20 protein-coding genes are annotated in these 21837 nt (G+C 35.3%); 13 read left to right on the top strand and 7 right to left on the bottom strand.

All coding sequences use genetic code 11. From position 1 onward, the window contains the following. The first annotated feature begins 68 nt into the window (after positions 1-68). The gene (locus Q1A01_RS09230) at positions 69-1685 is read left to right on the top strand and encodes a class I SAM-dependent methyltransferase (RefSeq protein ID WP_299679333.1); all 1617 of its coding nucleotides are present in this window, start codon (positions 69-71) and stop codon (positions 1683-1685) included. A gap of 71 nt (positions 1686-1756) precedes the next feature. Continuing rightward, the gene (locus tag Q1A01_RS09225) at positions 1757-2398 is read left to right on the top strand and encodes a hypothetical protein (protein ID WP_299679330.1); all 642 of its coding nucleotides are present in this window, start codon (positions 1757-1759) and stop codon (positions 2396-2398) included. A gap of 145 nt (positions 2399-2543) precedes the next feature. Here Q1A01_RS09225 and pruA read toward each other — a convergent pair whose 3' ends face one another. After that, positions 2544-4169, bottom strand: coding sequence for an L-glutamate gamma-semialdehyde dehydrogenase (gene pruA / locus Q1A01_RS09220; protein ID WP_299679327.1), 1626 nt, complete (start codon positions 4167-4169; stop codon positions 2544-2546). A 266-nt stretch (positions 4170-4435) separates the two neighbouring features. Here pruA and Q1A01_RS09215 point away from each other — a divergent pair, with 266 nt between their 5' ends. Continuing rightward, positions 4436-5152, top strand: coding sequence for an NRDE family protein (locus tag Q1A01_RS09215; protein ID WP_299679324.1), 717 nt, complete (start codon positions 4436-4438; stop codon positions 5150-5152). After that, positions 5149-6159 carry a DUF6695 family protein gene (locus Q1A01_RS09210; protein ID WP_299679321.1) on the top strand — a complete coding sequence of 337 codons (1011 nt, stop codon included), beginning with the start codon at positions 5149-5151 and terminating at the stop codon, positions 6157-6159. The genes Q1A01_RS09215 and Q1A01_RS09210 overlap by 4 nt, the downstream gene beginning before the upstream one ends. On the opposite strand, the gene apaG is transcribed toward Q1A01_RS09210, so the two are convergent. The 3 genes from apaG to Q1A01_RS09195 are packed head-to-tail and all read right to left on the bottom strand — an operon-like array spanning position 6128 to position 8973. Continuing rightward, positions 6128-6514 carry a Co2+/Mg2+ efflux protein ApaG gene (gene apaG, locus Q1A01_RS09205; protein ID WP_299679317.1) on the bottom strand — a complete coding sequence of 129 codons (387 nt, stop codon included), beginning with the start codon at positions 6512-6514 and terminating at the stop codon, positions 6128-6130. The two genes, Q1A01_RS09210 and apaG, sit on opposite strands and share 32 nt — an antisense overlap. Before the next feature lie 6 nt (positions 6515-6520). Continuing rightward, on the bottom strand, positions 6521-7690 hold the full coding sequence (locus Q1A01_RS09200; protein WP_299679314.1) for a DUF3667 domain-containing protein: 1170 nt from the start codon (positions 7688-7690) through the stop codon (positions 6521-6523). A gap of 23 nt (positions 7691-7713) precedes the next feature. Next, positions 7714-8973 carry a DUF5103 domain-containing protein gene (locus Q1A01_RS09195; RefSeq protein WP_299679311.1) on the bottom strand — a complete coding sequence of 420 codons (1260 nt, stop codon included), beginning with the start codon at positions 8971-8973 and terminating at the stop codon, positions 7714-7716. Positions 8974-9275: 302 nt separating this feature from the next. Here Q1A01_RS09195 and Q1A01_RS09190 point away from each other — a divergent pair, with 302 nt between their 5' ends. The 7 genes from Q1A01_RS09190 to Q1A01_RS09160 all read left to right on the top strand — a co-directional run bounded on the left by Q1A01_RS09190 (position 9276) and on the right by Q1A01_RS09160 (position 16329). After that, the gene (locus Q1A01_RS09190) at positions 9276-10622 is read left to right on the top strand and encodes a Na(+)-translocating NADH-quinone reductase subunit A (protein WP_299679308.1); all 1347 of its coding nucleotides are present in this window, start codon (positions 9276-9278) and stop codon (positions 10620-10622) included. Positions 10623-10625: 3 nt separating this feature from the next. Continuing rightward, entirely contained in the window at positions 10626-11831 is a 1206-nt protein-coding gene (locus tag Q1A01_RS09185) for an NADH:ubiquinone reductase (Na(+)-transporting) subunit B (protein ID WP_299679305.1), read from the top strand. A gap of 2 nt (positions 11832-11833) precedes the next feature. After that, positions 11834-12571 (top strand): Na(+)-translocating NADH-quinone reductase subunit C, encoded by a 738-nt coding sequence (locus tag Q1A01_RS09180; RefSeq protein ID WP_299679302.1) that lies wholly within the window; start codon positions 11834-11836, stop codon positions 12569-12571. A 4-nt stretch (positions 12572-12575) separates the two neighbouring features. After that, entirely contained in the window at positions 12576-13223 is a 648-nt protein-coding gene (locus Q1A01_RS09175) for an NADH:ubiquinone reductase (Na(+)-transporting) subunit D (RefSeq protein WP_299679299.1), read from the top strand. A gap of 49 nt (positions 13224-13272) precedes the next feature. Next, the gene (gene nqrE, locus Q1A01_RS09170; protein WP_299679296.1) at positions 13273-13995 is read left to right on the top strand and encodes an NADH:ubiquinone reductase (Na(+)-transporting) subunit E; all 723 of its coding nucleotides are present in this window, start codon (positions 13273-13275) and stop codon (positions 13993-13995) included. A gap of 4 nt (positions 13996-13999) precedes the next feature. Continuing rightward, a complete protein-coding gene (gene nqrF / locus Q1A01_RS09165; protein WP_299679293.1) occupies positions 14000-15307 on the top strand; it encodes an NADH:ubiquinone reductase (Na(+)-transporting) subunit F in 1308 nt (435 codons plus the stop codon). 149 nt (positions 15308-15456) lie between these two features. Beyond that, on the top strand, positions 15457-16329 hold the full coding sequence (locus tag Q1A01_RS09160) for a DUF4846 domain-containing protein (RefSeq protein WP_299679290.1): 873 nt from the start codon (positions 15457-15459) through the stop codon (positions 16327-16329). On the opposite strand, the gene Q1A01_RS09155 is transcribed toward Q1A01_RS09160, so the two are convergent. Further along, entirely contained in the window at positions 16300-16572 is a 273-nt protein-coding gene (locus tag Q1A01_RS09155) for a hypothetical protein (RefSeq protein ID WP_299679287.1), read from the bottom strand. The genes Q1A01_RS09160 and Q1A01_RS09155 overlap by 30 nt on opposite strands. A 94-nt stretch (positions 16573-16666) precedes the next feature. Here Q1A01_RS09155 and Q1A01_RS09150 point away from each other — a divergent pair, with 94 nt between their 5' ends. Continuing rightward, entirely contained in the window at positions 16667-17029 is a 363-nt protein-coding gene (locus tag Q1A01_RS09150; RefSeq protein WP_299679284.1) for a Na(+)-translocating NADH-quinone reductase subunit F, read from the top strand. Further along, entirely contained in the window at positions 17029-18042 is a 1014-nt protein-coding gene (locus Q1A01_RS09145; RefSeq protein WP_299679281.1) for an FAD:protein FMN transferase, read from the top strand. Before Q1A01_RS09150 ends, Q1A01_RS09145 begins: the two co-directional genes overlap by 1 nt. Positions 18043-18044: 2 nt before the next feature. Here the strand turns inward: Q1A01_RS09145 and Q1A01_RS09140 are convergent, their stop codons facing one another. Together Q1A01_RS09140 and Q1A01_RS09135 are read right to left on the bottom strand one after the other, a co-directional pair. Then, positions 18045-18551: a hypothetical protein gene (locus tag Q1A01_RS09140; protein WP_299679278.1), complete on the bottom strand. Its 507-nt coding sequence runs from the start codon at positions 18549-18551 to the stop codon at positions 18045-18047. A gap of 27 nt (positions 18552-18578) precedes the next feature. Continuing rightward, a complete protein-coding gene (locus tag Q1A01_RS09135; protein ID WP_299679275.1) occupies positions 18579-21833 on the bottom strand; it encodes a S41 family peptidase in 3255 nt (1084 codons plus the stop codon). Positions 21834-21837 lie beyond the last annotated feature (4 nt).

Below are 21837 nucleotides of genomic sequence, written 5' to 3'. Positions count from 1 at the left end.
TGAGTGCGTAAACGTTCTTAAGATTGTATTAACTAGGAGTGTGGCAATTTTCACTATATTTAAGCTATATGACTGTAAAAAAGAATAATACGCTATACCGTTCAGATTTATTTAGACATTTAGATGGTATTGTAACAGCTCCTGTTGGGTATGAGCTGTATAAAAAAGGAATCACAAAACAATTATTAAATGAAGAATCTTGTTTGTTATCAGATCTTGTAAAAACATATCATGCAAACGAAGGGTATCTCAATGTTGCCTTACGAGTGCTTTGTTCTCAAGGGTGGTTGCAGCAGTCTATTCTGGAAAATGGGAAGGATGTATTATATCGTAAAACACTTGCTAGTAAAACGGCTTTTGGCTTATTTCATCTTTATGAAGATGTAGTCAACTTACAGAAATTTTCAGCTAAGTTTCATGATCGAAAATTTGAAGCGGCACCTTTTCAAATGCTAAAACAAATTTTTAATTCTTTTAAAGAGAATTATGGACTTGCAATAGCTGCTGATGAAACTGTAGCTAAGATTCAGCATCAGGTGTTAAAACATATAGAAGGAATTATTTTAGGACCTACCTTGGTGCATCTCGCTATGGGTGGGATGTTTCACAAGTATTTTATGCAGGCTAGTTTTAAGCCTGAAGAGTTTCATAAAGATGCAACTCATTTTAAGGAGTTGCTTGATATTTTATGTTATTTTGAATTATTTTCATCTCATAATGGCACCTATGAGTTTACAGAAAAAGGACTTTTTTATGCAAAACGCGCTAGTGCGTATGGAGTAACGGTATCGTATATTCCAACATTGCGAAGACTTGATGAACTACTTTTTGAAAATCCTAAAGCCGCTAAGGAAGCAGGAGATGGAAACAAAGAAGGGCATGTAGATAGAGCTATGAATGTATGGGGGAGTGGAGGTGCGCATTCCAGTTATTTTAAAGTAGTAGATGAGATTATCATTCATTTATTTAATAAACCTATAGAAGAGCAACCGAAAGGAATCCTTGATATGGGGTGTGGAAATGGAGCTTTTTTAATTCACTTATATAATGTTATTGAAAAACAAACCCTTCGTGGACGCATACTAGATGAACACCCACTTATTCTAGTAGGAGCTGATTATAATGAATCCGCATTAAGTATAACAAAAGCAAATCTGGTACAAGCCGAGATTTGGGCGAAAGTAGTCTGGGGTGATATTGGAAATCCTGACCAATTAGCAAAAGACCTTCAAGATAATTATGGAATTGCCTTAGGAGAGTTATTAAATGTTCGTTCGTTCTTAGATCATAATCGTATATGGGAAATGCCTGAACCTAGATCTGAAAAACGCATAAGTGACTCTACGGGAGCCTATGTTTTTGAAGGAGAACGTATGTCTAATGATCTAGTGGAAGATTCCTTATTAGAGCATATTGAAAAGTGGGCGCCTTATGTGTCTACATTTGGTTTATTAGTTATTGAATTACATACAGTGCCGCCAGAAATCGTTGCCAAACATATTGGAAAAACTGCGGTAACTGCCTATGATGCTACCCATGGATTTTCAGATCAATATATTGTAGAAGTGCCAGTCTTTTATAAAATTCTTGCTGAAGCTGGTCTCCATCCTGATAAACGATTAGGGCAAAAGTTTCCAAATTCTGAATTGGCTGCTGTGACGGTGAATTTGTTTAGGAAAGAGTAGAAAGTAGGTGGTGTAAAGTTTTGATTATATGTATTTATACTTTGATCTAGAATAATTAAAATCTTATAAAGATGATAAATTATCGTTATTATTTTTACTTAGCTCCTTATGTAGATGTTATTCAAGCTCATAAAAAGCTATTTTCTTTACGTGAATATGAAAAGTTTAAACATACTTTTCGTGCAGCAATGTATACTACTTGTATACATCAGTTAATTACACATTTTGATTTATTACCTAATGATTTTACAATTAAAAAAGTAGCTTTTGATAATGGGAAAGAAGCAAGTAGATTAGAGTTTTTAGAAAATGCAAAATATAAATACGCTATAAAATTGAATGCAGCTTTGTTTGTGGATGTAAATATAGATGTGTTTATATTTATTTTAGCTCGTATTTTAAGTCGTGTAAAAATCTATTCAGAGTCTGTTTTATTGGAGAATAGTTCTTCAGAAGAAACATGGAAAGATGATGTTGCTGTTGAAATATTCCTGATATGTAGGGGTTTTGGAAATGTTTATTCAAGAGTATTTTCTTTATTGCTACATAAGCCCGGCGTTTTAAGAGGGTATAAGATTGGGATTTTAAAAGAGCATGAACAAATTTTTCTTACAAATATCTTTACAGATCCTGATATGTGTAAAAAATTTCTTAGAAAATCAAGGCCAAGTCTATTTAGGAGAATAGTACTGTGTGAAAAATATAGAAGTTGATATTAATTACGCTAAGGCTTTAATGTATTGCTATTTCAGAGCTAGATTTTGGTCTAAAAAAAAAACACCACCCTAAAAAAGGCGGTGTTTATATGCTGTATATTTTCGCGCCTGCCTGTCGATAGGAAGGAAGGCGTAAAAACAATTACCCTAAAAATGGATATCTATAATCTGTAGGAGTGACAAAGGTTTCTTTAATCATACGAGGGCTTACCCAACGTAATAAGTTTAAAGCAGAACCTGCTTTGTCATTTGTTCCAGATGCTCTAGCACCTCCAAATGGCTGTTGTCCTACCACCGCACCTGTTGGTTTATCATTGATGTAGAAGTTACCTGCCGCGTTTTGAAGTGCTTTTGTAGCTTCTTGTATGGCATAACGATCGGTAGAAAGGATAGCACCCGTTAACGCATACTCACTTGTTTCATCTACCAATTTTAGTGTAGCACTCCAATCTGCATCTTCATAAATATATATCGTAATCACAGGACCAAAAAGCTCTGTACACATCGTTGTGTATTTTGGATCTTCTGCAACAATTACGGTAGGTTCAATAAAGTACCCTTTTGATTTGTCATGACCACCACCAACAATAATCTCTGCGCCAGCATCTGCTTTTGCTTGATCAATAAACGAAGCTAATTTATCAAAAGAACCTTCATGAATTACTGCCGTAATATAGTTACCCATATCTTCTGGTGATCCCATTTTAAAGGATTTCACATCTTTAATCACTTGCTCTTTTACGGCTGGCCATAAACTTGCAGGAATGTATGCGCGACTTGCAGCGCTACATTTTTGCCCTTGGAATTCAAAAGCACCACGTACTATAGCAGTAGCTACTTGATCTGCTTTTGCAGATGGGTGTGCAACGATAAAGTCTTTTCCTCCCGTTTCTCCGACAATACGAGGATATGTTTTATAGTTATGGATATTTGTTCCGATTTTTGCCCAAAGGTCTTTAAATACATGTGTAGATCCTGTAAAGTGTAATCCAGAGAAATCAGCACTATCAAGTACGGTATCAGTAATCATAACGGGATCTCCGTGCACTACTTGAATAACGCCATCAGGAACTCCAGCTTCACGGAAAATATCTAAGATAATTTTAGCAGAAAGCATTTGACTATCTGATGGTTTCCATACAACTACATTCCCCATTAAGGCACAACTTGCAGGTAAATTTGCTGCAATCGCTGTAAAGTTAAAAGGTGTAATGGCATAGATAAAGCCTTCTAAAGGGCGATATTCTAAACGATTCCATGCATCAGAAGTAGATTCTGGTTGCTCGTTATAAATATCAGTCATAAACTGAACATTAAAACGCAAGAAATCAATCAACTCACAAGCAGCATCTATTTCAGCTTGGTGTACTGTTTTTGATTGTGCAATCATAGTAGCTGCATTAATGCGCGCTCTATAAGGACCCGCAATAAGTTCGGCAGCTTTCAAGAATATACCAGCACGTTGTTCCCAAGGAAGTTCAGCCCAAGCTGTTCTTGCTTCAAGAGCACCTGCAATAGCCTCTTCTATATGAGACTTTTCAGCAATATGATATTCTCCCACAATATGTTTGTGATCATGAGGAGGAGACATTGTTCTCGTATTCCCTGTACGCACTTCTTGTCCATTGATATACATTGGAACTTCGGTGTGCGCATTAAAAAGTGTCTTATAAGCTGCGGCAACGGCTTCTCTTTCTGGAGAACCAGGTGCATATCCTTTTACAGGTTCATTGACAGCAATTGGTACTTGAAAAAATCCTTTTCCCATAGGTGTTTAGTTTTTTTAATTTTAAGAGTTGCGAAGGTACGAAATTGTTTACGCTTTCGCGAAAGTGAAGTTTATGCTGAGTTCATCGAAGTACGAAAGCGAGCTTGTGAGATTCATGACTAAAAGGAAAGTAAAACATTAAAGCGAAGTTTGTGCATCGCCTACCGAAGTACGAAAGCTCATACATCTATAATCTATTAAGGTATTGTGGTATACATTCGTAGAATTTTTTGTAAGTTGCGTGCTAATTTTCTGACCAAATCTTTATGTGTACAGTAACTTATATTCCTAAGGGAAATTCTAATTTTATTCTAACTTCTAATCGTGACGAAGCGGTTGGGCGTACTACGCTACCACCTGATTTTTACGACGTTGATGGAGTGAAAATGTTGTTTCCAAAAGATGCCGTTGCTGGTGGATCTTGGATAGGAATTTCTGAAAAAAGTAGCATGATATGCCTGCTTAATGGAGGTTTTGAAAATCACGTGAAGTTGGAAAAATACAAAATGAGTCGTGGTGTGGTGGTAAAAGAGCTTTTAAAAGCAAATGATTTAAGTGCAGCCATAGATGCGTTTGATTACGAAGGTATCGAGCCGTTTACAATTGTAGCGATAGATTGGAGTACTGATTTAAAAGCTACAGAATTAGTGTGGGATGGAAAAAAAGCACACATTACAGTGCTTCCAAGTGAACCTAAAATATGGTCATCTTCTACATTATATGATGTTCATATGAAGCAAAAACGTCGTGATTGGTTTGATATATTTTCAAATGAGACTAATTTTGGAGTTGACGACTTGCATCATTTTCATACTACAGCAGGAGAAGGAGATAAAAATACAGATGTGCTTTTGGATCGTGGTTTGCTTAAAACAGTAAGTGTTACACAAGTAGAAAAAGTAGATGACAACTGTGCAATGACTTATTATGATTTGCAAAAAGATGAGGTGCATCGTGCCGAGTTTGATACAGTAACAGCGTGAAGTATAATGGTAAAATAATTGTTTTAGCTTTTCCAGACACTTTTGTAAAAATGTCTGATGAGTTAATGTGTAAGTTGCTGCCACTAGTAGGTTTAGGAACTCGCACGCATATCAAGGCTGGCCATGCAGCGCTTGTACTTATAGAAAATGCGACGGGTAATACGTATTATTATGATTTTGGCCGCTATATAACCCCAGAAGGCTTAGGTAGAGTAAGAGGAGCTAATACAGATGCAGAGTTAGAAATTCCGTTTAAAGCAAAAGTTATCAATGAAACATTAGAAAATCTAGAAGAATTTCTAATGTGGCTAGATGCACATCCTGAAAAAACACATGGTTCAGGAAGATTAGTAGCTTCATTAAACGAACATGTAAACTTTGAAAAAGCACATACATATATTAAAAGTCTTCAAGATCAAGGGAGTGTTCCTTATAAAGCTTTTGGTAACTTAGGCAGTAACTGTGCACGATTTGTCACAGAAACAATACTCGCATCTACAGAAGAAAAACATATTATTAAAGCGCTTAACCATAATAAAAAATTTACACCTAGTACCGTAGGGAATGTAGAAAAAAGTGCTTCAAGTAAAGTGTATCAAGTGTATAACGGCGTTGTTTCTGATTATAACTCGACGGCCTTAAAAGAAAACCTAACAAACTATTTTGATAAAAAAGTGCCAGATTCCTATTTTAAGGATGGGGAAGATGATATTAAATTACCAGAAGGTGCTCAACTATTAACAGGTATAGGAAGTAGTGCTTGGTTTCATTTGCAAAAAGAAACAGAAACGAGTGTTGTTATTACTCGATTTACAGAAACAGGTATTCCTGATTGTAAAGGGGTTGCTCAAATCCCTTCAGGGTTTGATATTACTGAATCTTACGCATTTGTATATGATAGTAACTGCGCATATTGTACTATAGAGCAAGAAGGTGAAAGATATCGTTTTGATTTAGAGAGAAAAGATATTTCTTTTAATTCAAAGCAAAAGGGGCACTTAGTTTAAACGTAGGTATTTTTACTCTAAACTTACGTGTGGTCGTAAAATTGACCATGTGATAGTAGCCCTCCATAGCACCAAAAGGAGATGTAAGTAAACATCCAGAACTGTACGTATGTTTTTCTCCTGGCTTTAAAACAGGTTTTTTTCCTATAACACCTTCACCATCTACAATCTCAGGTGAATTCAAAGAATCATAAATCTTCCAGTGGCGTGCCATTAACTGAACAGAATCTTTACTTTGATTCTCAATAGTCACGCGATATCCAAAGGCAAAATGCATTTTATAATTTTTATAAAATGTGCCTTCAAAAGTAGTTTCTACTGAAATTTTTATGCCTCTTGTGACCTGTTGTACCATCTCTTTTTAATAGAAAGCTGCTGTTAATGCAAAGAATATCAACGCAAATATTGAAGTTGATATCAGAAAAACAATATTTAAAAATACAAATTTTATTAATGTGATAACGCGATTTTGCTTATAAAAGTTTCTTAAGGCCTTATAAAAATAAAATGGACCTATCAGCGTAAGTAGGATAGAAGCAACAATACTATCATTAGAAATAAAGGAATCAGGGATTAAAGAAATTAATAAAACAACAAAAATCCAACTGAAAATATGGAAGATAAAAACTAGATGTTCCATATAGTTTGCTCTCTTTTTGGAATAAATAAGCCAGAAAAATATAGCATAAAAGGGAGCAAAGAAAAATAGAAAGAAAGGCGTCTTTGATGCCATGTAATTTGCAAATCGTAAAGGATCTTTTTCTACACGTTCTATAGCATAGTTCTTATCATATAGCCAAACATTTAATCGTGTTTTTTCATATTTTAAGCTATCTAATGCTTTGCTAGTACTACTTATGTCTGTTGCTTGATAGAAATCTCTAAACAATTCAAATTTTTCAAAAAATCGAGTAACGCCATTTAGGGTGTCCATATCTTTTTGAGCAATATATTTGTAGCCTAATGAATCTTTTTCGGCATTTTTAGCTTTTTTTCGTTCCGTTTCTTTTTTAGCTTCTTCTATAGCAGTTCTTATTTCATCATTAAATTGAGCAGGAATTCCATTTATTTCAGGTATAGAGTCTTGTAGTGCGGTATCTATTGCTTCTATAGCCTCTTTATTATTTATATTCATGTTTACAAAGGGAGAGTTAAATTCCTCTTCGTCAAAATCTGTATTAAAGAATGATAAAACACCTAGAATAATAAAGTAAAAGATACTAGCGCTAAGGAAAAAACGAAATGGATTTGCATAGTGAAAACGCTTTCCATCTACATAATAGCGTGTAATAGTACCAGGTTTAAAGAGTAAATCTTTTAAAGTATGCCTAAAACGGGAATCATATGTAAATACACTTAAAACAAATTCACTAAAAAAATCTTTAAGCGTAAGTCTTTTGGTAGTATTTAGTTGTCCGCAATAAGAGCAAAACCTATCTGTAAGATCCAGAGGATGTGCACAGTTGAGGCATTCAACTCCACGGTATTTGATGGCTTTTCGGCTATTGGGCTTTATCGAAGTTTCCTTCATGCCATAAATATAGGAGTTTTGTGTTAATTAGTAATCACCGAAGAGTTACTACTTCCCACGCCTACAAGTTCATCAAAACGACCTCCAGGACGACGATAATATGCAAGAATTTGATAATCATTTTCTGTTTGCCAGTAATTACCGCTAATTGCTTCTTTCCTATTAATAGTCCCATCTTCCTCTACTAATACATACTTATAGTTGTAGAATCCCTGTTTTAATAGCATTGGTAACTCATATCTATAAGTTCTAGGGTTGTATGTGAGTTTGGTAGATGCATTTGTGACATAATTATTAAAGTTACCATATACATGCAATTCTTTTCCTTTATCTAATTCTGTGTGATTTAAACTAAAATGAATCCATGCGTACTCTGCTTCAGATCTTGGAGTTCTTCCTTGTAATGTTGTAATCACAAAATTTCCATTAATATCTGGATTAAATGTATACGGAATATCTTTACGAGTAGGATTTGTATACAAATAATTGTGGTATAAACTTTTGAGTTCTATATAGCGTATGGCAGCTGTAGCGCCGCGTATATCTTTATTTTCAAAATTAAAAAACTCATTGCCTGCCCAAAAAGCAGTTTCTTGGTCATAACGATATTCTAATTTATTGCCTACTGTAAATTGAGGTGCAATCCCAGTAATAGCAGTCTTAAGATTGTTGTTTTGTATAATTACAACCTTAAGGTTTTGTCTTGGATTGATAATGAGTTGCTCCCCTCCATCTACAAAAAAACGAACCACTTGTTTGGTATTTACATAATTAAGATCTCTAGATCTTTTAATCTGAACCCCGACAGCAAACTGTGGATTATAGATCATAAACTTTCTAGAAAATACAAGTTCTCCCTCTTCATTATGAATACTTATTAAATAATTGCCCGTTTTTGTGAGTGCTTGTGTGAACTTATTTGGAATATTTAAGTGGTAATTAGAATACATCTGTAAGGTAGCTACAGAATTTTCAATATCTAATATACGTACGTTATCCATCCCTCTCATAAATTCAGAACGTGCTAATTTGCTAGGGGACCAATCTGCATCATGGTGTGTTATCTTGTAATAATAATCATGTTCATCTCCTATAATATCATCAAAACTTAATTGTAATGGATCTCCTAACTTAATAGTAGGTAGTTCCCCTAAAAACGTATCGCCTCTAAACTGAATTGTTTTAATATATGAAGGCTCAGGCGTCTCTACGGCGATTTGAGAAAAAGACAAATAGCTAGTAAAAACAATAAGTAATAAAGGTGATATTTTAGGTAATTTCATAAGAATGATAGTTGTGGGTCAAATATAATCAAAATCTATACCGAGAAATTGAGTGAATTTTTACACGCTTTCGCGAAAGCGTACCCTTAAACAAACACGTTATTATTCGTTAATTTATTACTAATAAACGTCTTTAAACATACTTTATGTTTGTGATTTGTTTAGAGATAATCAAAATTAATTATTTAGAACGGTTATAAATAATATGATCCCTATTTTCCAAGTGGAAAAAACGTATAGAAATTTGTAAATTTGCGCACCTTAAAATAGTAAGGTTTTAGATAACAAAAATCTACTGACATATGTCAAAAGACATTAGAATTAAAAAAGGTCTAGATATACGATTAGTGGGCGAAGCAGAAAAAAGTATTTCTGAGGGGCCACGATCAAGAACTGTAACTATCAGACCTTCAGATTTTCATCTGGTTACTCCCAAAATGGTTGTCAAAGAAGGAGCAAAACTTCAAGTTGGCGACGAGTTATTTTTTTCAAAATCACAAGAGCAAATACGTTTTGTGTCTCCTGTAGCAGGAACACTTGTAGAGATTAAGCGTGGGGCACGTCGTGTTATCACCGATCTTGTGATTGAAGCAGATTATTCGGGAGGATCTAGAGATTTTGGAAAATTAAGTGCTTCTGCATCTCCAGAAGCGATTAAAGAAAAACTTTTATCCAGCGGATTATGGCCGTTTATTAAACAACGTCCATATGATGTGGTTGCAAATCCAGTAAATGAGCCAAAGGCAATCTTCATTTCTGGACACAATACGGCACCACTCGCTCCGGATTTAGATTTTGTTCTTTCTGGTAAAGAAGCAGCATTACAAGCAGCATTAAATGCATTAAATGCACTCACCTCAGGAGGTGTGCATATTTCTGTTGGTGCTAGTAGTTCTATTTTCTCAGGAATGAATAATGTAGTAACACATACTGTAAAAGGACCACACCCTGCTGGGAATGTAGGAACGTTGATAAATAAACTAAGTCCTGTCAATAAAGGAGAGACTGTATGGACAGTAGCTGCTCAGGATCTTGTGATTATTGGTGAATTACTACTTACAGGTACATTTAATGCAACTCGTATTATTTCTGTAGCTGGTTCTGGTGTAAAAAAACCTTCTTATTACAAAACAATCATAGGAGCAGAAGTATCTACATTTGCATATGATGCTGGAGTAGACGGAGATACCAACCGTTTTATTTCAGGAAATGTACTTACTGGAAAACAAATAAAACCAGATGGTGCTTTAGGATATTATGCAAATGAATTTGTAGCTATCCCAGAAGGTGATGATTATGAGTTGTTTGGATGGAATAAGCCAGTATTCAATAAAATATCACCATCTAGAGCATTAACATTCTCTTGGATGCAGCCTAAAAAGAAGTATGATCTTGATACCAATACAAATGGTGAACATCGTGCTTTTGTGGTTACAGGTAATTACGAAGAAGTATTCCCATTAGATATCTATCCATTACAGATCTTAAAGGCTTGTATGGTAAAAGATCTTGATGAGATGGAAGCTTTAGGAATGTATGAAGTAGCACCAGAAGATTTTGCACTTACAGAATTTATCTGTGTATCAAAACAACCGCACCAAGACATTATCAGAGAAGGTCTTGACTTGATGTATAATGAAATAGGATAAGTGATGGGATTAAAACAAAACTTACATAAAATTAAAATGAAGTATGAGGGCAAGAAAATGGCCCCTGCATTTAATGCGATTCATACTTTTCTATACAGTCCTAATGAGACAACCCATAATGGTTCTCATATTAGAGCTGTGGATGACTTAAAGCGTACGATGAATACGGTGATTATGGCATTAGTGCCATGTTTAATCTTCGGTATTTTTAACGCAGGATATCAACATTACCTTGCTGCAGGAGAAATTGAAAGTGTAACAAGCTTTTTTAGTGGAGATTTCTGGAGCATGCAAAACTTTAGTAAAGGAGCTTGGAAAGTATTGCCTCTTGTGGTTGTTTCATACGGAGTAGGACTTCTTGTAGAATTTATTTTCGCAGTAATCAAGGGTCACGAAGTAGAAGAAGGATATCTTGTAACAGGAATGTTAGTGCCATTAATTGTACCAGTTGACACTCCATTATGGATGCTTTCTGTAGCTGTTGTATTTGGAGTGGTGATAGGGAAAGAAGTGTTTGGAGGAACGGGAATGAATATCTTAAATCCAGCTCTTACCATTCGTGCTTTCTTATTCTTTGCATATCCTACTTGGATGTCTGGAGATAAAGTATGGGTAACAGAAGCCAAAGAACTTGCTGGAGGAGCAGATGCTATTTCAGGAGAAACTATCCTAGGAAGTCTTGCTCAAAACAAATCTTTCGATTACGATGTAGCAGATATGTTCTTAGGTTTTATTCCTGGCTCTGTAGGAGAAACGTCTACTATCTTGATTTTATTAGGAGGATTATTTTTAATATTCTCAAAAATTGGAAGTTGGAGAATTATGCTTTCTATGGCATTAGGAGGTCTTGCAATGGGACTCATATTTAACGGAGTTGTAAGTCAAGGATGGATTGCAGAAAGCAGTAAATTTTATAGTCTAATGAGTACAGAATTCTGGCATCACCTTATTATAGGAGGTTTTGCTTTTGGAACTGTATATATGGCAACAGATCCAGTAACTGCATCACAAACCAATAAAGGAAAATGGATATATGGATTTCTAGCAGGATTTATTTCTGTAATGATTCGTGTATTTAACCCAGCCTATCCAGAAGGTGTAATGCTAGCAATACTTCTTATGAATGTATTTGCTCCTACTATTGATCATTATGTGGTACAAGGGAATGTGAAGAAAAGAATGAAACGTCTAAAAGTTAAAACAGCATAATCATGGCAAATACAGACGGAAACGGATATACAATAGGGTTTGCAACAGTTATGGTATTTGTTGTAGGAGGTGTTTTAGCTTTTTTAGCTACATATCTTAAGGAACCTATTAGGCAAAACGAGCGCTTTGAAAAGCAACAGAGTATTTTATATGCTATGGGTGTTCATGAAAATGGAGATGATACAGGTTCAGTAAATTTTATACCAACTGATAAAGTAGAGGAAGCATATGAAACTTACATTAAAGAAACGTATGTTATACAAGGTGGTAATATAGAAAAGAGTGAAGAAGCTTTTACTATAGACATGAAAAAGCAAAGCAAATTTTCTAAGAGTGAGCGTAAAATGCCTCTTTTTGTAGGAGAACGTGACGGTAAAAAGTTTTACGTAATCCCGATGTATGGGAAAGGACTTTGGGATGCTATTTGGGGATATGTTGCCCTAGATGATAAACTCATTGTACAAGGTGCTACTTTTGATCATAAAGGAGAAACACCAGGATTAGGAGCTAATATCAAGGAGCGTTACTTTATGGATGATTTTATTGGAGAACAAATCATGAATGGCAATAAATATGCAGGTATTACAGTTGCCAAAGGAAATAACGATCCTAAAAACGAAACAAAAGATGATAATGAAGTTGATGCACTTGCAGGCGCAACGATTACTGGGGATGGCGTAAGCGCCATGCTTAAGAGTACATTAAAATCTTATATTCCTCATATTCAAAACTTGAAATAATATTATGGGATTACTATCAAAAAAAGATCAAAAATTAATTCTTGATCCGTTAGCAGACGATAACCCGATTACAATACAAGTATTAGGTATCTGCTCTGCATTGGCAATTACAGCACAACTAAAGGCATCTATCGTAATGTCTATTTCTGTAATATTTGTATTGGGAGTAGGAAATGTAGTCATCTCGCTTATGAGAAACATCATTCCTTCTAAAATTAGAATTATTGTACAATTAGTTGTTGTGGCAACACTTGTAATTATTGTAGATCAAGTCTTGAAAGCCTATGCATACTCACTGAGTAAAGAACTTTCAGTATTCGTAGGGCTTATTATTACCAACTGTATTATTATGGGACGTTTTGAAGCCTTTGCTTTAGGAAATGGTCCATGGCGTTCTTTCTTAGATGGAATAGGAAATGCACTTGGGTATGGAGTGATCTTAATTATTGTAGGATTCTTTAGAGAACTTTTTGGTTCAGGTACATTACTTGGATTTAAAGTATTAGGAGATCCAATAGAAAAAACAGGATTATATGCTACAGGATATGAGAATAATGGATTTATGTTATTATCACCTATGGCACTGATTGTTGTTGGACTTATTATATGGGTACAACGTTCACGCAATAAAGCATTAATCGAAGAAAATTAAAAGGAGTTTTAATACGCTTTCGCGAAAGCGTACACCTTAAAAATATAATATGGAACATTTAGAATTATTTTTTAAATCGATATTTATAGATAACATGGTATTTGCCACGTTCCTTGGAATGTGTTCATACCTTGCAGTATCTAAAAAAGTAAGTACAGCTGTGGGACTTGGAGCCGCAGTAATATTTGTACTTGCAGTAACGGTTCCCTTAAACTGGCTACTAGATCAGTATATCTTACGTGATGGGGCATTAGCTTGGTTAGGACCTGAATATGCAGATTACGATTTAAGTTTCTTATCCTTCATCCTATTTATTGCTACTATTGCAACCATGGTACAATTGGTAGAGATTGTTGTAGAGAAATTTTCTCCATCGCTTTATAACTCATTAGGTATTTTCTTACCACTTATTGCTGTAAACTGTGCGATTCTTGGAGGATCTTTATTTATGCAGTCAAGGGATATTCAAACATTAGGTCTTGCGACTACATATGGAATTGGATCTGGAATAGGATGGTTTTTAGCCATTCTTGCGATTGCTGCAATTAGAGAAAAAATTAGATATTCAAATGTACCTGCACCACTTAGGGGGTTAGGAATTACGTTTATTATTACAGGACTTATGGCTATTGGGTTTATGAGTTTTGGAGGAATGTTAACTGGAGGTGATGAAGAAGAAGAGACAACACCTGTTGCAGAAGTTACCCCAGTAAAAGAAATGACACAAGAGGCTAGTGATGAGCTAGTTTTAACTACAAACGAAAAAGAATAATCATATGTTATTAGTTGCTAGTATGTCTGGCGTTGTAATCGCCACGATTGTTGCCTTTTTAGTACTCACACTTTTATTAGTGGGGTTACTATTATTTACAAAACAAAAACTGTCTCCTTCAGGACCAGTTACTATTACTATAAATGGAGATAAAGAAGTAGAAGTAGCTTCAGGAAGCACACTTCTTTCTACATTAGGTAATAACAAAATATTTTTGCCCTCTGCTTGTGGGGGTGGTGGTACTTGTATTCAGTGTGAATGCCACGTATTAGAAGGTGGAGGAGAAGCGCTACCTACAGAGACACCTCACTTTAGCCGTAAAGAGTTAGCTCATGGAGCACGTTTGGCTTGTCAAGTGAAGGTAAAGCAGAATATGAATATTACGATACCTGAAGAGGTATTCGGAATTAAAAAATGGGATGCTACTGTTGTTCGTAATTACAATGTTGCTTCTTTCATTAAGGAATTTGTTGTTGAGATTCCTGAAGATATGGGGTATAAAGCTGGAGGGTATATTCAGATTGAAATTCCAGATTGCGAAATTAAGTACTCAGATATTGATATTACGGCGCATCCAGAAGAGCATGATACACCAGATAAATTCCAAGCAGAATGGGATAAATTTGGATTATGGCCGCTTGTGATGAAAAATAGTGAGACGGTAGAGAGAGCATATTCTATGGCTTCTTTCCCAGCAGAAGGGCGTGAGATTATGTTAAATGTTCGTATCGCTACGCCACCATGGGATCGTGCTAAAAATCAATGGATGGATGTAAACCCAGGTGTTGCATCATCTTATATATTTGCTCAGAAACCAGGAGATAAAGTTGTGATTTCTGGACCTTATGGAGAGTTCTTTATTAATGAGTCTGAGGCAGAAATGCTATATGTAGGTGGAGGAGCTGGAATGGCACCGATGCGTTCGCATTTATATCATCTATTCAAAACACTTAAAACTGGACGTACTGTTACCTATTGGTACGGTGGTCGTTCTAAACGTGAATTGTTTTATTTAGAGCATTTCCGTGAATTGGAGAGAGAATTTCCAAATTTCAAATTTTACTTAGCACTTTCAGAACCTTTAGAAGAAGATAACTGGAAAGTAAAAGATAGCACAGAAGGTGAAGGAGATGGTTTTGTAGGGTTTATTCACCAAGTAGTAATAGACCAATACTTAAACAAGCATGAAGCTCCTGAAGATATTGAATTATATTTCTGTGGACCTCCATTAATGAACAATGCTGTTCAGAAAATGGGAGAAGATTTTGGTATCCCAGATGAGAATATCCGATTTGATGACTTTGGAGGATAATATATTCTCCGCGTAAGCAGAGATTTCGTAATAGGAAAAGCCTGATACATTTTTGTGTCAGGCTTTTTATTGTGTAGATTTTATGCGCTTTCGCGAAAGCGTATATTTAATTAATATAAGAAATAGAGGTTTTTATAGTTATATAAATAATGAAAAAAGGAATACTCTTCATCATAATCTCAGGACTTGGCATCTTAGCTTTCTTGAATTTCTCAAGAGAAGGAAAGGTAGTTAAAGGAGCAGTAACGGCCTATGTAACGCCAACTTCTTTGATAGATAAAGATGGAATGACTATAAAAACACGTGTAAAGATTCCTGAAGGGTATACCCGTGTGATTCCTGAAGAGGGTACATTTTCTCATTATATTCAAAATTATCAACTTAAAAAGGCAGATGCCGAAGTAATCAATTACGATGGGGATCCTTATATTTTTCAACAGGGTCATGTAGGTGTATTGGAAGTGCCAGTCCCATCTAATGGATTACAGCAATGTGCTGATGCACTTATAAGATTACGATCTGAGTATTTGTGGGAGACCAATAGAAAAGATGAAATAGGTTTTAAATTTACCAGTGGACATTATTGCTCTTGGCAAAAATATGCGCAAGGATATCGTCCTAAAATCAACGGAAATAAAGTTACTTTTTCAAAAACAGCAGCAACCAATATTTCTAAAGAAAACTTTTATAAATACCTCAATCTTATTTACACCTATGCAGGTACGTATTCTTTGTCACAAGAATTAAAAAAAATACATAACTTATCTGATGTGATGATTGGAGATTTGTTGATTTATCCTGGATTTCCTGGGCATGTAATGATGGTAGGTGATATCGTTGAAAATAATCAAGGAGAACGTCGCTACGTGTTTTTTCAAGGAAACACACCTGCACAAAGTGTACATATCATTAAAAACGTTTCTGATGCAGACATAAACCCTTGGTATGATCTAAAAGGTAAAACATCATTAGATACTCCGATTTATACATTTTCAAGCTTTGAAATGGTACGATTCAAATAAGATGCTATGAGTCTTGATTTTTTTCTTTTTAAGAAATGTTTTTATTAAAATAATACTATCTACAACAGGATATACTGGGGCAAATAGTAACCCTACAACTCCATGTAAAATAGCTTTTGCTTCTTGAGTTGGATTTGCATAATCGTTATCTCCAAATACTAACTGATAACTGAAAATAAATAAGAAAGCACAAAACGGGTAGACAACAATTCTAAGTAGGATATTTTTGAAAAACTTAAACATATAGCATATAAGTATATTATATTTCTATAATGTTACAAGCGCTCTTTTGTATAAAATCAAAGTATAATTACGCTATAGGTGTTACCTTTGCAATATGGCAGTTTTTCTTACAGAACAAGAGTTACATAACCTTGCAATGAATATTGTAGGGGAAGATTTAGAAGCACAAGGATATGAGTTTATGGGTGTAAATTCAAAACTCAAAAAAGACCCTCAATTTGTGGCTTTAAAAGATAAAAAATTACACTTTGTTATTGTTAGGGCGATCACATATCCAGATAATGCAAATGTGTATGATGAAGCTTTTATGCAAAAAATGAAAAAGCATGCGCTTAAATTTGAAGCACGTACTTTTTATGCAGGTGTAGGATTAGGTCATGGAGATAACTATCAACACCCAGCGGAAAAGGATGTGCCTTATGCCATGATTTATAACGGACTTCAAGAAATCTTATAATGAAATATATTACGCTACTTTTACTAATATGTTGTCTTGCTTCTTGTAAGACAGATACCTCTAGTCAAATCTCGATTAAAAGTGAGGCATTTGGAACTACCTATGCTGTTACGTATTTTGGTGAATATGAAAAATCACCTCGTATTAGAAAAGGGATTGACTCTGTAGTGCAAGTCGTAAATAGATCTATGAGTACCTATATCCCAGAAAGTGATATTTCTAAAATCAATAAAGGGGATAGTACAATTGTTGTAGACACGATGTTTAAAGAGGTATTTGCGCTTTCGCGAAAGCTACACAAATTGACAAACGGTTATTTTGACCCAACAGTTGGAAGTTTGCGTAATGCCTATGGATTTGGAGACACAAAACCACTAGCAATAATTGATAGTATTGTTTTAGACTCTATGATGCGTTATGTTGGTTTTGATAAGTTAGCACTTTCACCAAAAGGTACTGTGCAAAAGAAGTATCCAGAAGTATATATAGATTTTAATGCAGTTGCAAAAGGGTATGGGATAGATCGAATAGCTACTTTTCTTCAAAATGAAAATATTCCTGATTTTCTCATTGAATTAGGAGGTGAAATTCGCGCACAAGGGAGACATCAATTAAAAGATAAATCTTGGGTAGTAGGTGTAGAAAGTATTTATTCTTCTGTACAAGATAGGCAAGCTACAGTAACGTTGCGACTAGAAGATAAATCAATGGCAGGCTCAGGAAACTACCGTAAAAATAGAATTGATTCTATTACTGGAAAGCAATACGTACATACCATAAACCCACTAACAGGAAGTGCTGAAAAAATTAATATGTTAAGCGCTAATGTAATAGCACCTACTTGCGCCGAAGCAGATGCATGGGCAACAGCCTTTATGGCCATGGGGGTAGAGCGTTCTAAAGCAATACTAGCTATACAAAAAGATATAGATGCTTATTTAGTGTTTTCTGACGGAGAGAATTCAACAAGTACATATGTAACAGATGGCTTTAAGCAATTATTGACAGAGTAAATCTAAAAACGTAACGCTTCTTTTTTGTAAAATTCTTTTGCCGTAATTGGTGTTCCTGCAATAGTAGCTGTATCCCAGTCTTGTGTGATTTTCCACTGTCCATTTATTTTTTCAAGTACAATGTGAAATTGCCCATAACTATATTGTGTTTCTCCACCTTTTGAAGTGAATCCTATACGATAAAAACCTACCTCATAAGAAGTAGTTTTATTTGTTTTTCTACTGTCAAACCAAAAGTCTAGACTAATTTTATCTCCATTTTTACGATTGCTCGCAAAACGCTCAGCATTTCCTTTTTTAAAGGCATTTTCTGTATCGATACCCTGTGGGGTTACGCGTAATACGTGATCTGCATAGGTGGCATTTAAGGCATCGCCGTCTAGTGTTTCAAAGGCCATTTGGAAAGGTTTCCAAACCATTTTATCTATTTCTTTTTGGATAGTTTCTGTATCTGTTTGTGCACTCATTGATGTGATTCCTAGAATGAACAGTAAAATTAGTATTCGCATAATATGAAGTTATTTACTATAGATAATTTATTCTTTTTTATAGCCGTTAGGGCGTTTCCATCGTATAGGAGCAGCTGGCTCTTTCTGTAACTGAAATTCTTGTGTTTGTAATAAACGCATTGCTTCTTCAACGCCTTTTTCTAATTGCGGGTCTTTACCTTCCATTACTGACTTCGGGTCTTGGATCACTTCTATATCCGGGGAAACACCTTCTCCTTCTACAGCCCAATTACCATCTACATCATAAAAACCACCTCTTGGTGCTACCATACGACCACCATCTATAAATGGAGGAGTATCCCAAGTTCCTACAAGACCTCCCCACGTTCTAGTTCCTACAAGAGGGCCAATTTCTTTTGCGTGAAACATATAAGGTAATAAATCTCCTCCAGAACCCGCACGTTCATTAATGAGCATAACCTTTGGACCCCAGATGCCCGCTATAGGAGTTGTCCAAGGTCTATTATCATGAGATTTGCTATTAAAATAACCTAATAATTCTCTAGACATAATATCAATCATATAATCGGCAGCAGAACCTCCACCATTATTACGCTCATCTACAATAACCCCCTTTTTATCTTGCTGAGAAAAATAATATCGGTTAAAGGAAGAAAACCCAGCGCCTGAAGTATTAGGTACATATACATATGCTAATTTACCTCCAGATAATTCGTCAACTTTTTTACGATTGTTTTCAACCCATGCATTGATGCGCAACCCTCGCTCACTGCGTATAGGTTTTATAAGAATATCTCTAGCTCCATTTTCTGAAGGACTTGAATTAACGGTAAGTGTGATTTCCCTTCCTGCAGTTTGTTCTAATAAACTATAAGGATTTATAGAAAGATCCAATTTTTGTCCCTGAATAGCAATAATGTAATCTCCTTCTTTTACATGAATACCAGGTAATGATAAAGGCGCTTCTAAATTTGGATTCCAGCGTTCTCCGGTATAGATTTTTTTAATGCGATAGGCGTTATTTTCTACAGAGATATCGCAACCTAATAATCCTACAGGTACTCTATCAACATCTGGCATATCTCCACCAGAGACATACGAATGCCCTATAGAAATTTCCCCACTCATAATATCTACAACATAATTAAGATCACTTCTATGTCTTACATGCTTTATCCAAGGTGAATACCATTCATAAATGGCATCCCAAGGAGCTCCATGCGTATTATTTACGTATAAGAAATCTCGCATATAGCGCCAGCCTTCTTTGAAAATTTGATGGTATTCATCAGTAGGATGTATTTTTATTCTTAGATTCATTTTAAGTTTTCCGTCTCCTGCTTTAGGAGGCGCTTTAGTGTCAACAATACTCCATGATCCATTTTTGTATAGTAACATATTTTTGCGATCAAATGATGTGACCATTTGTGAAACGTCAGTACTAAAAACAGTAGCTTCCATTTTTTCAACATCATATTTGTGTACAGTTAATCCAGGTTTATTAGGAATATTTTCTGCTATAAAAACAGTGTTTTTAGGTCCTTTAGCTAGCGCTACATATTGGCGTTCATCAAGTTTTAAAGAAATACTACGATCAAAAATACCTTCTGAGTCAATAGTTACTTTAACACTAGTGACACTGTCTTTTTTCTTTTCCTTATTTGCTTTTTTATCCTTTGTGTCCTCTTTTTTAGGTGTTGTTTCTTCCTCATCTGTTTTAGGAAGATTTGGAGCAACACCAGATTTTGAAAGAACGATGGCGTATAAACTTCTGTTGACTTCAATGTCATATGAACTCATATCTAGCCAACCCGATTGTAATCCATAGTTTGTGCTTGCCAGAAAGTATAAATAGTTTCCACTTTCATCCCAAATAGGGCTGATAGCATCTGCAATACCGTCAGTTAATTGAAGCGTCTTTTTTGTGGATATATTATAAGCAAAAATCGCTTTAAAATGACTTTTCAATTGTTTGGGGTATGCTATCCATTGACTATCTGGAGACCAAACAGGATTCATCGTTCTATTAGGATGCGCATAACTATCTGAATCTACTTTTTGAGCTTTTCCTGTAGTGAGATTAATCACCCAGATATTATAATCAGTATCAGAATATGCAATGTGTGTGCCATCTGGAGACCAATCAGGTTGAAAATAAAATGTATGATTAGGAAGTGTATATGATTTTTGATTTCCGCCATTTTGATCTGCGGTAATAAGCTTGTATTCTCCACTAGCATCAGAAAACCAAGCAATTTTATCACCTTTTGGAGACCATACTGGAGCACGTTCGGCAGATGTAGATGTATTAGATAGATTACGCCACGTTCCATTTTCTTTAGGAACACTAAATATGTCTCCCCTATGTTCAAAAATAGCACGTTTTCCAGTAGGAGATATATTAGGATTTGATAATTGGCGTGCTGATATGTCTTCCCATCTTGGTCTCGCAAAATTCATATCTCCCTGCACAGTAATAGTAAGTTGTTTTGTGCCGCCGTTAGGATCTAAAAGATGTAAATATCCACCTTGCTCATAAATGATTTTATCACCATTGGCATCAAGGCTTTTAATATCATATTTTTTATGGAAAGTGACTTGATTTTCGATACCAGTTGTCACATTATATGACCAAATGTTACTTACATAATCTCGTTCAGATAGATAATAAACAGTATTGTCAATCCATACAGGGTCCAGATGTCTTTCTTTGTTCCCTTGAGGTGTTCTTGTCAATTTTTTTGTTTCTAGATTTACAATCCATATGGGCAATGCCTGCCCACCTCTATAATTACGCCATTCCAGATCCCAAGAAGTAATAGGAACATACGCTACATGTTTTCCATCTGGAGAAATTTCTCCAGACCCAGCCCTTGGTAAATCAAAAGATGTAGGTAACCCTCCCGTTGGAGAGACCGTATAGAATTTACTAGTTTGTGTAGGGCGACTTTCTCTCCCTGAACGAAAAAGTATTTCCCCTTCGGGTGTCCATCCTTGCACAATGTCAGCGCCTGGGTGCCATGTTAATCGTTTGGGTTCTCCTCCAAATGATGGGATTGTATATACATCTGTATTGCCATCATATTGAGCAGTAAAAGCAATTGTTTTGCCGTCTTGAGAAAAATGTGGTGAAGATTCAGCTCCTTCATTACTAGTAAGCCGTATCGCACTACCGCCTTGAATTGGAACTTTCCATAAATCATTAGCATACACAAAGACAATTTCTGTATTAGAAATAGTAGGTTGCCTTAGTAATTGTGTTCCTTGAGCTGTAATAGCAACACTTATAAACAGAGCTATTAATAAACATAAATTTCTCATTAAA

The sequence above is a fragment of the uncultured Dokdonia sp. genome, assembly GCF_947492815.1.
Classification (GTDB): domain Bacteria; phylum Bacteroidota; class Bacteroidia; order Flavobacteriales; family Flavobacteriaceae; genus Dokdonia.
Note: the sequence above shows the minus strand (reverse complement) of the source record. Positions and strands in the feature narration are given on the sequence as shown.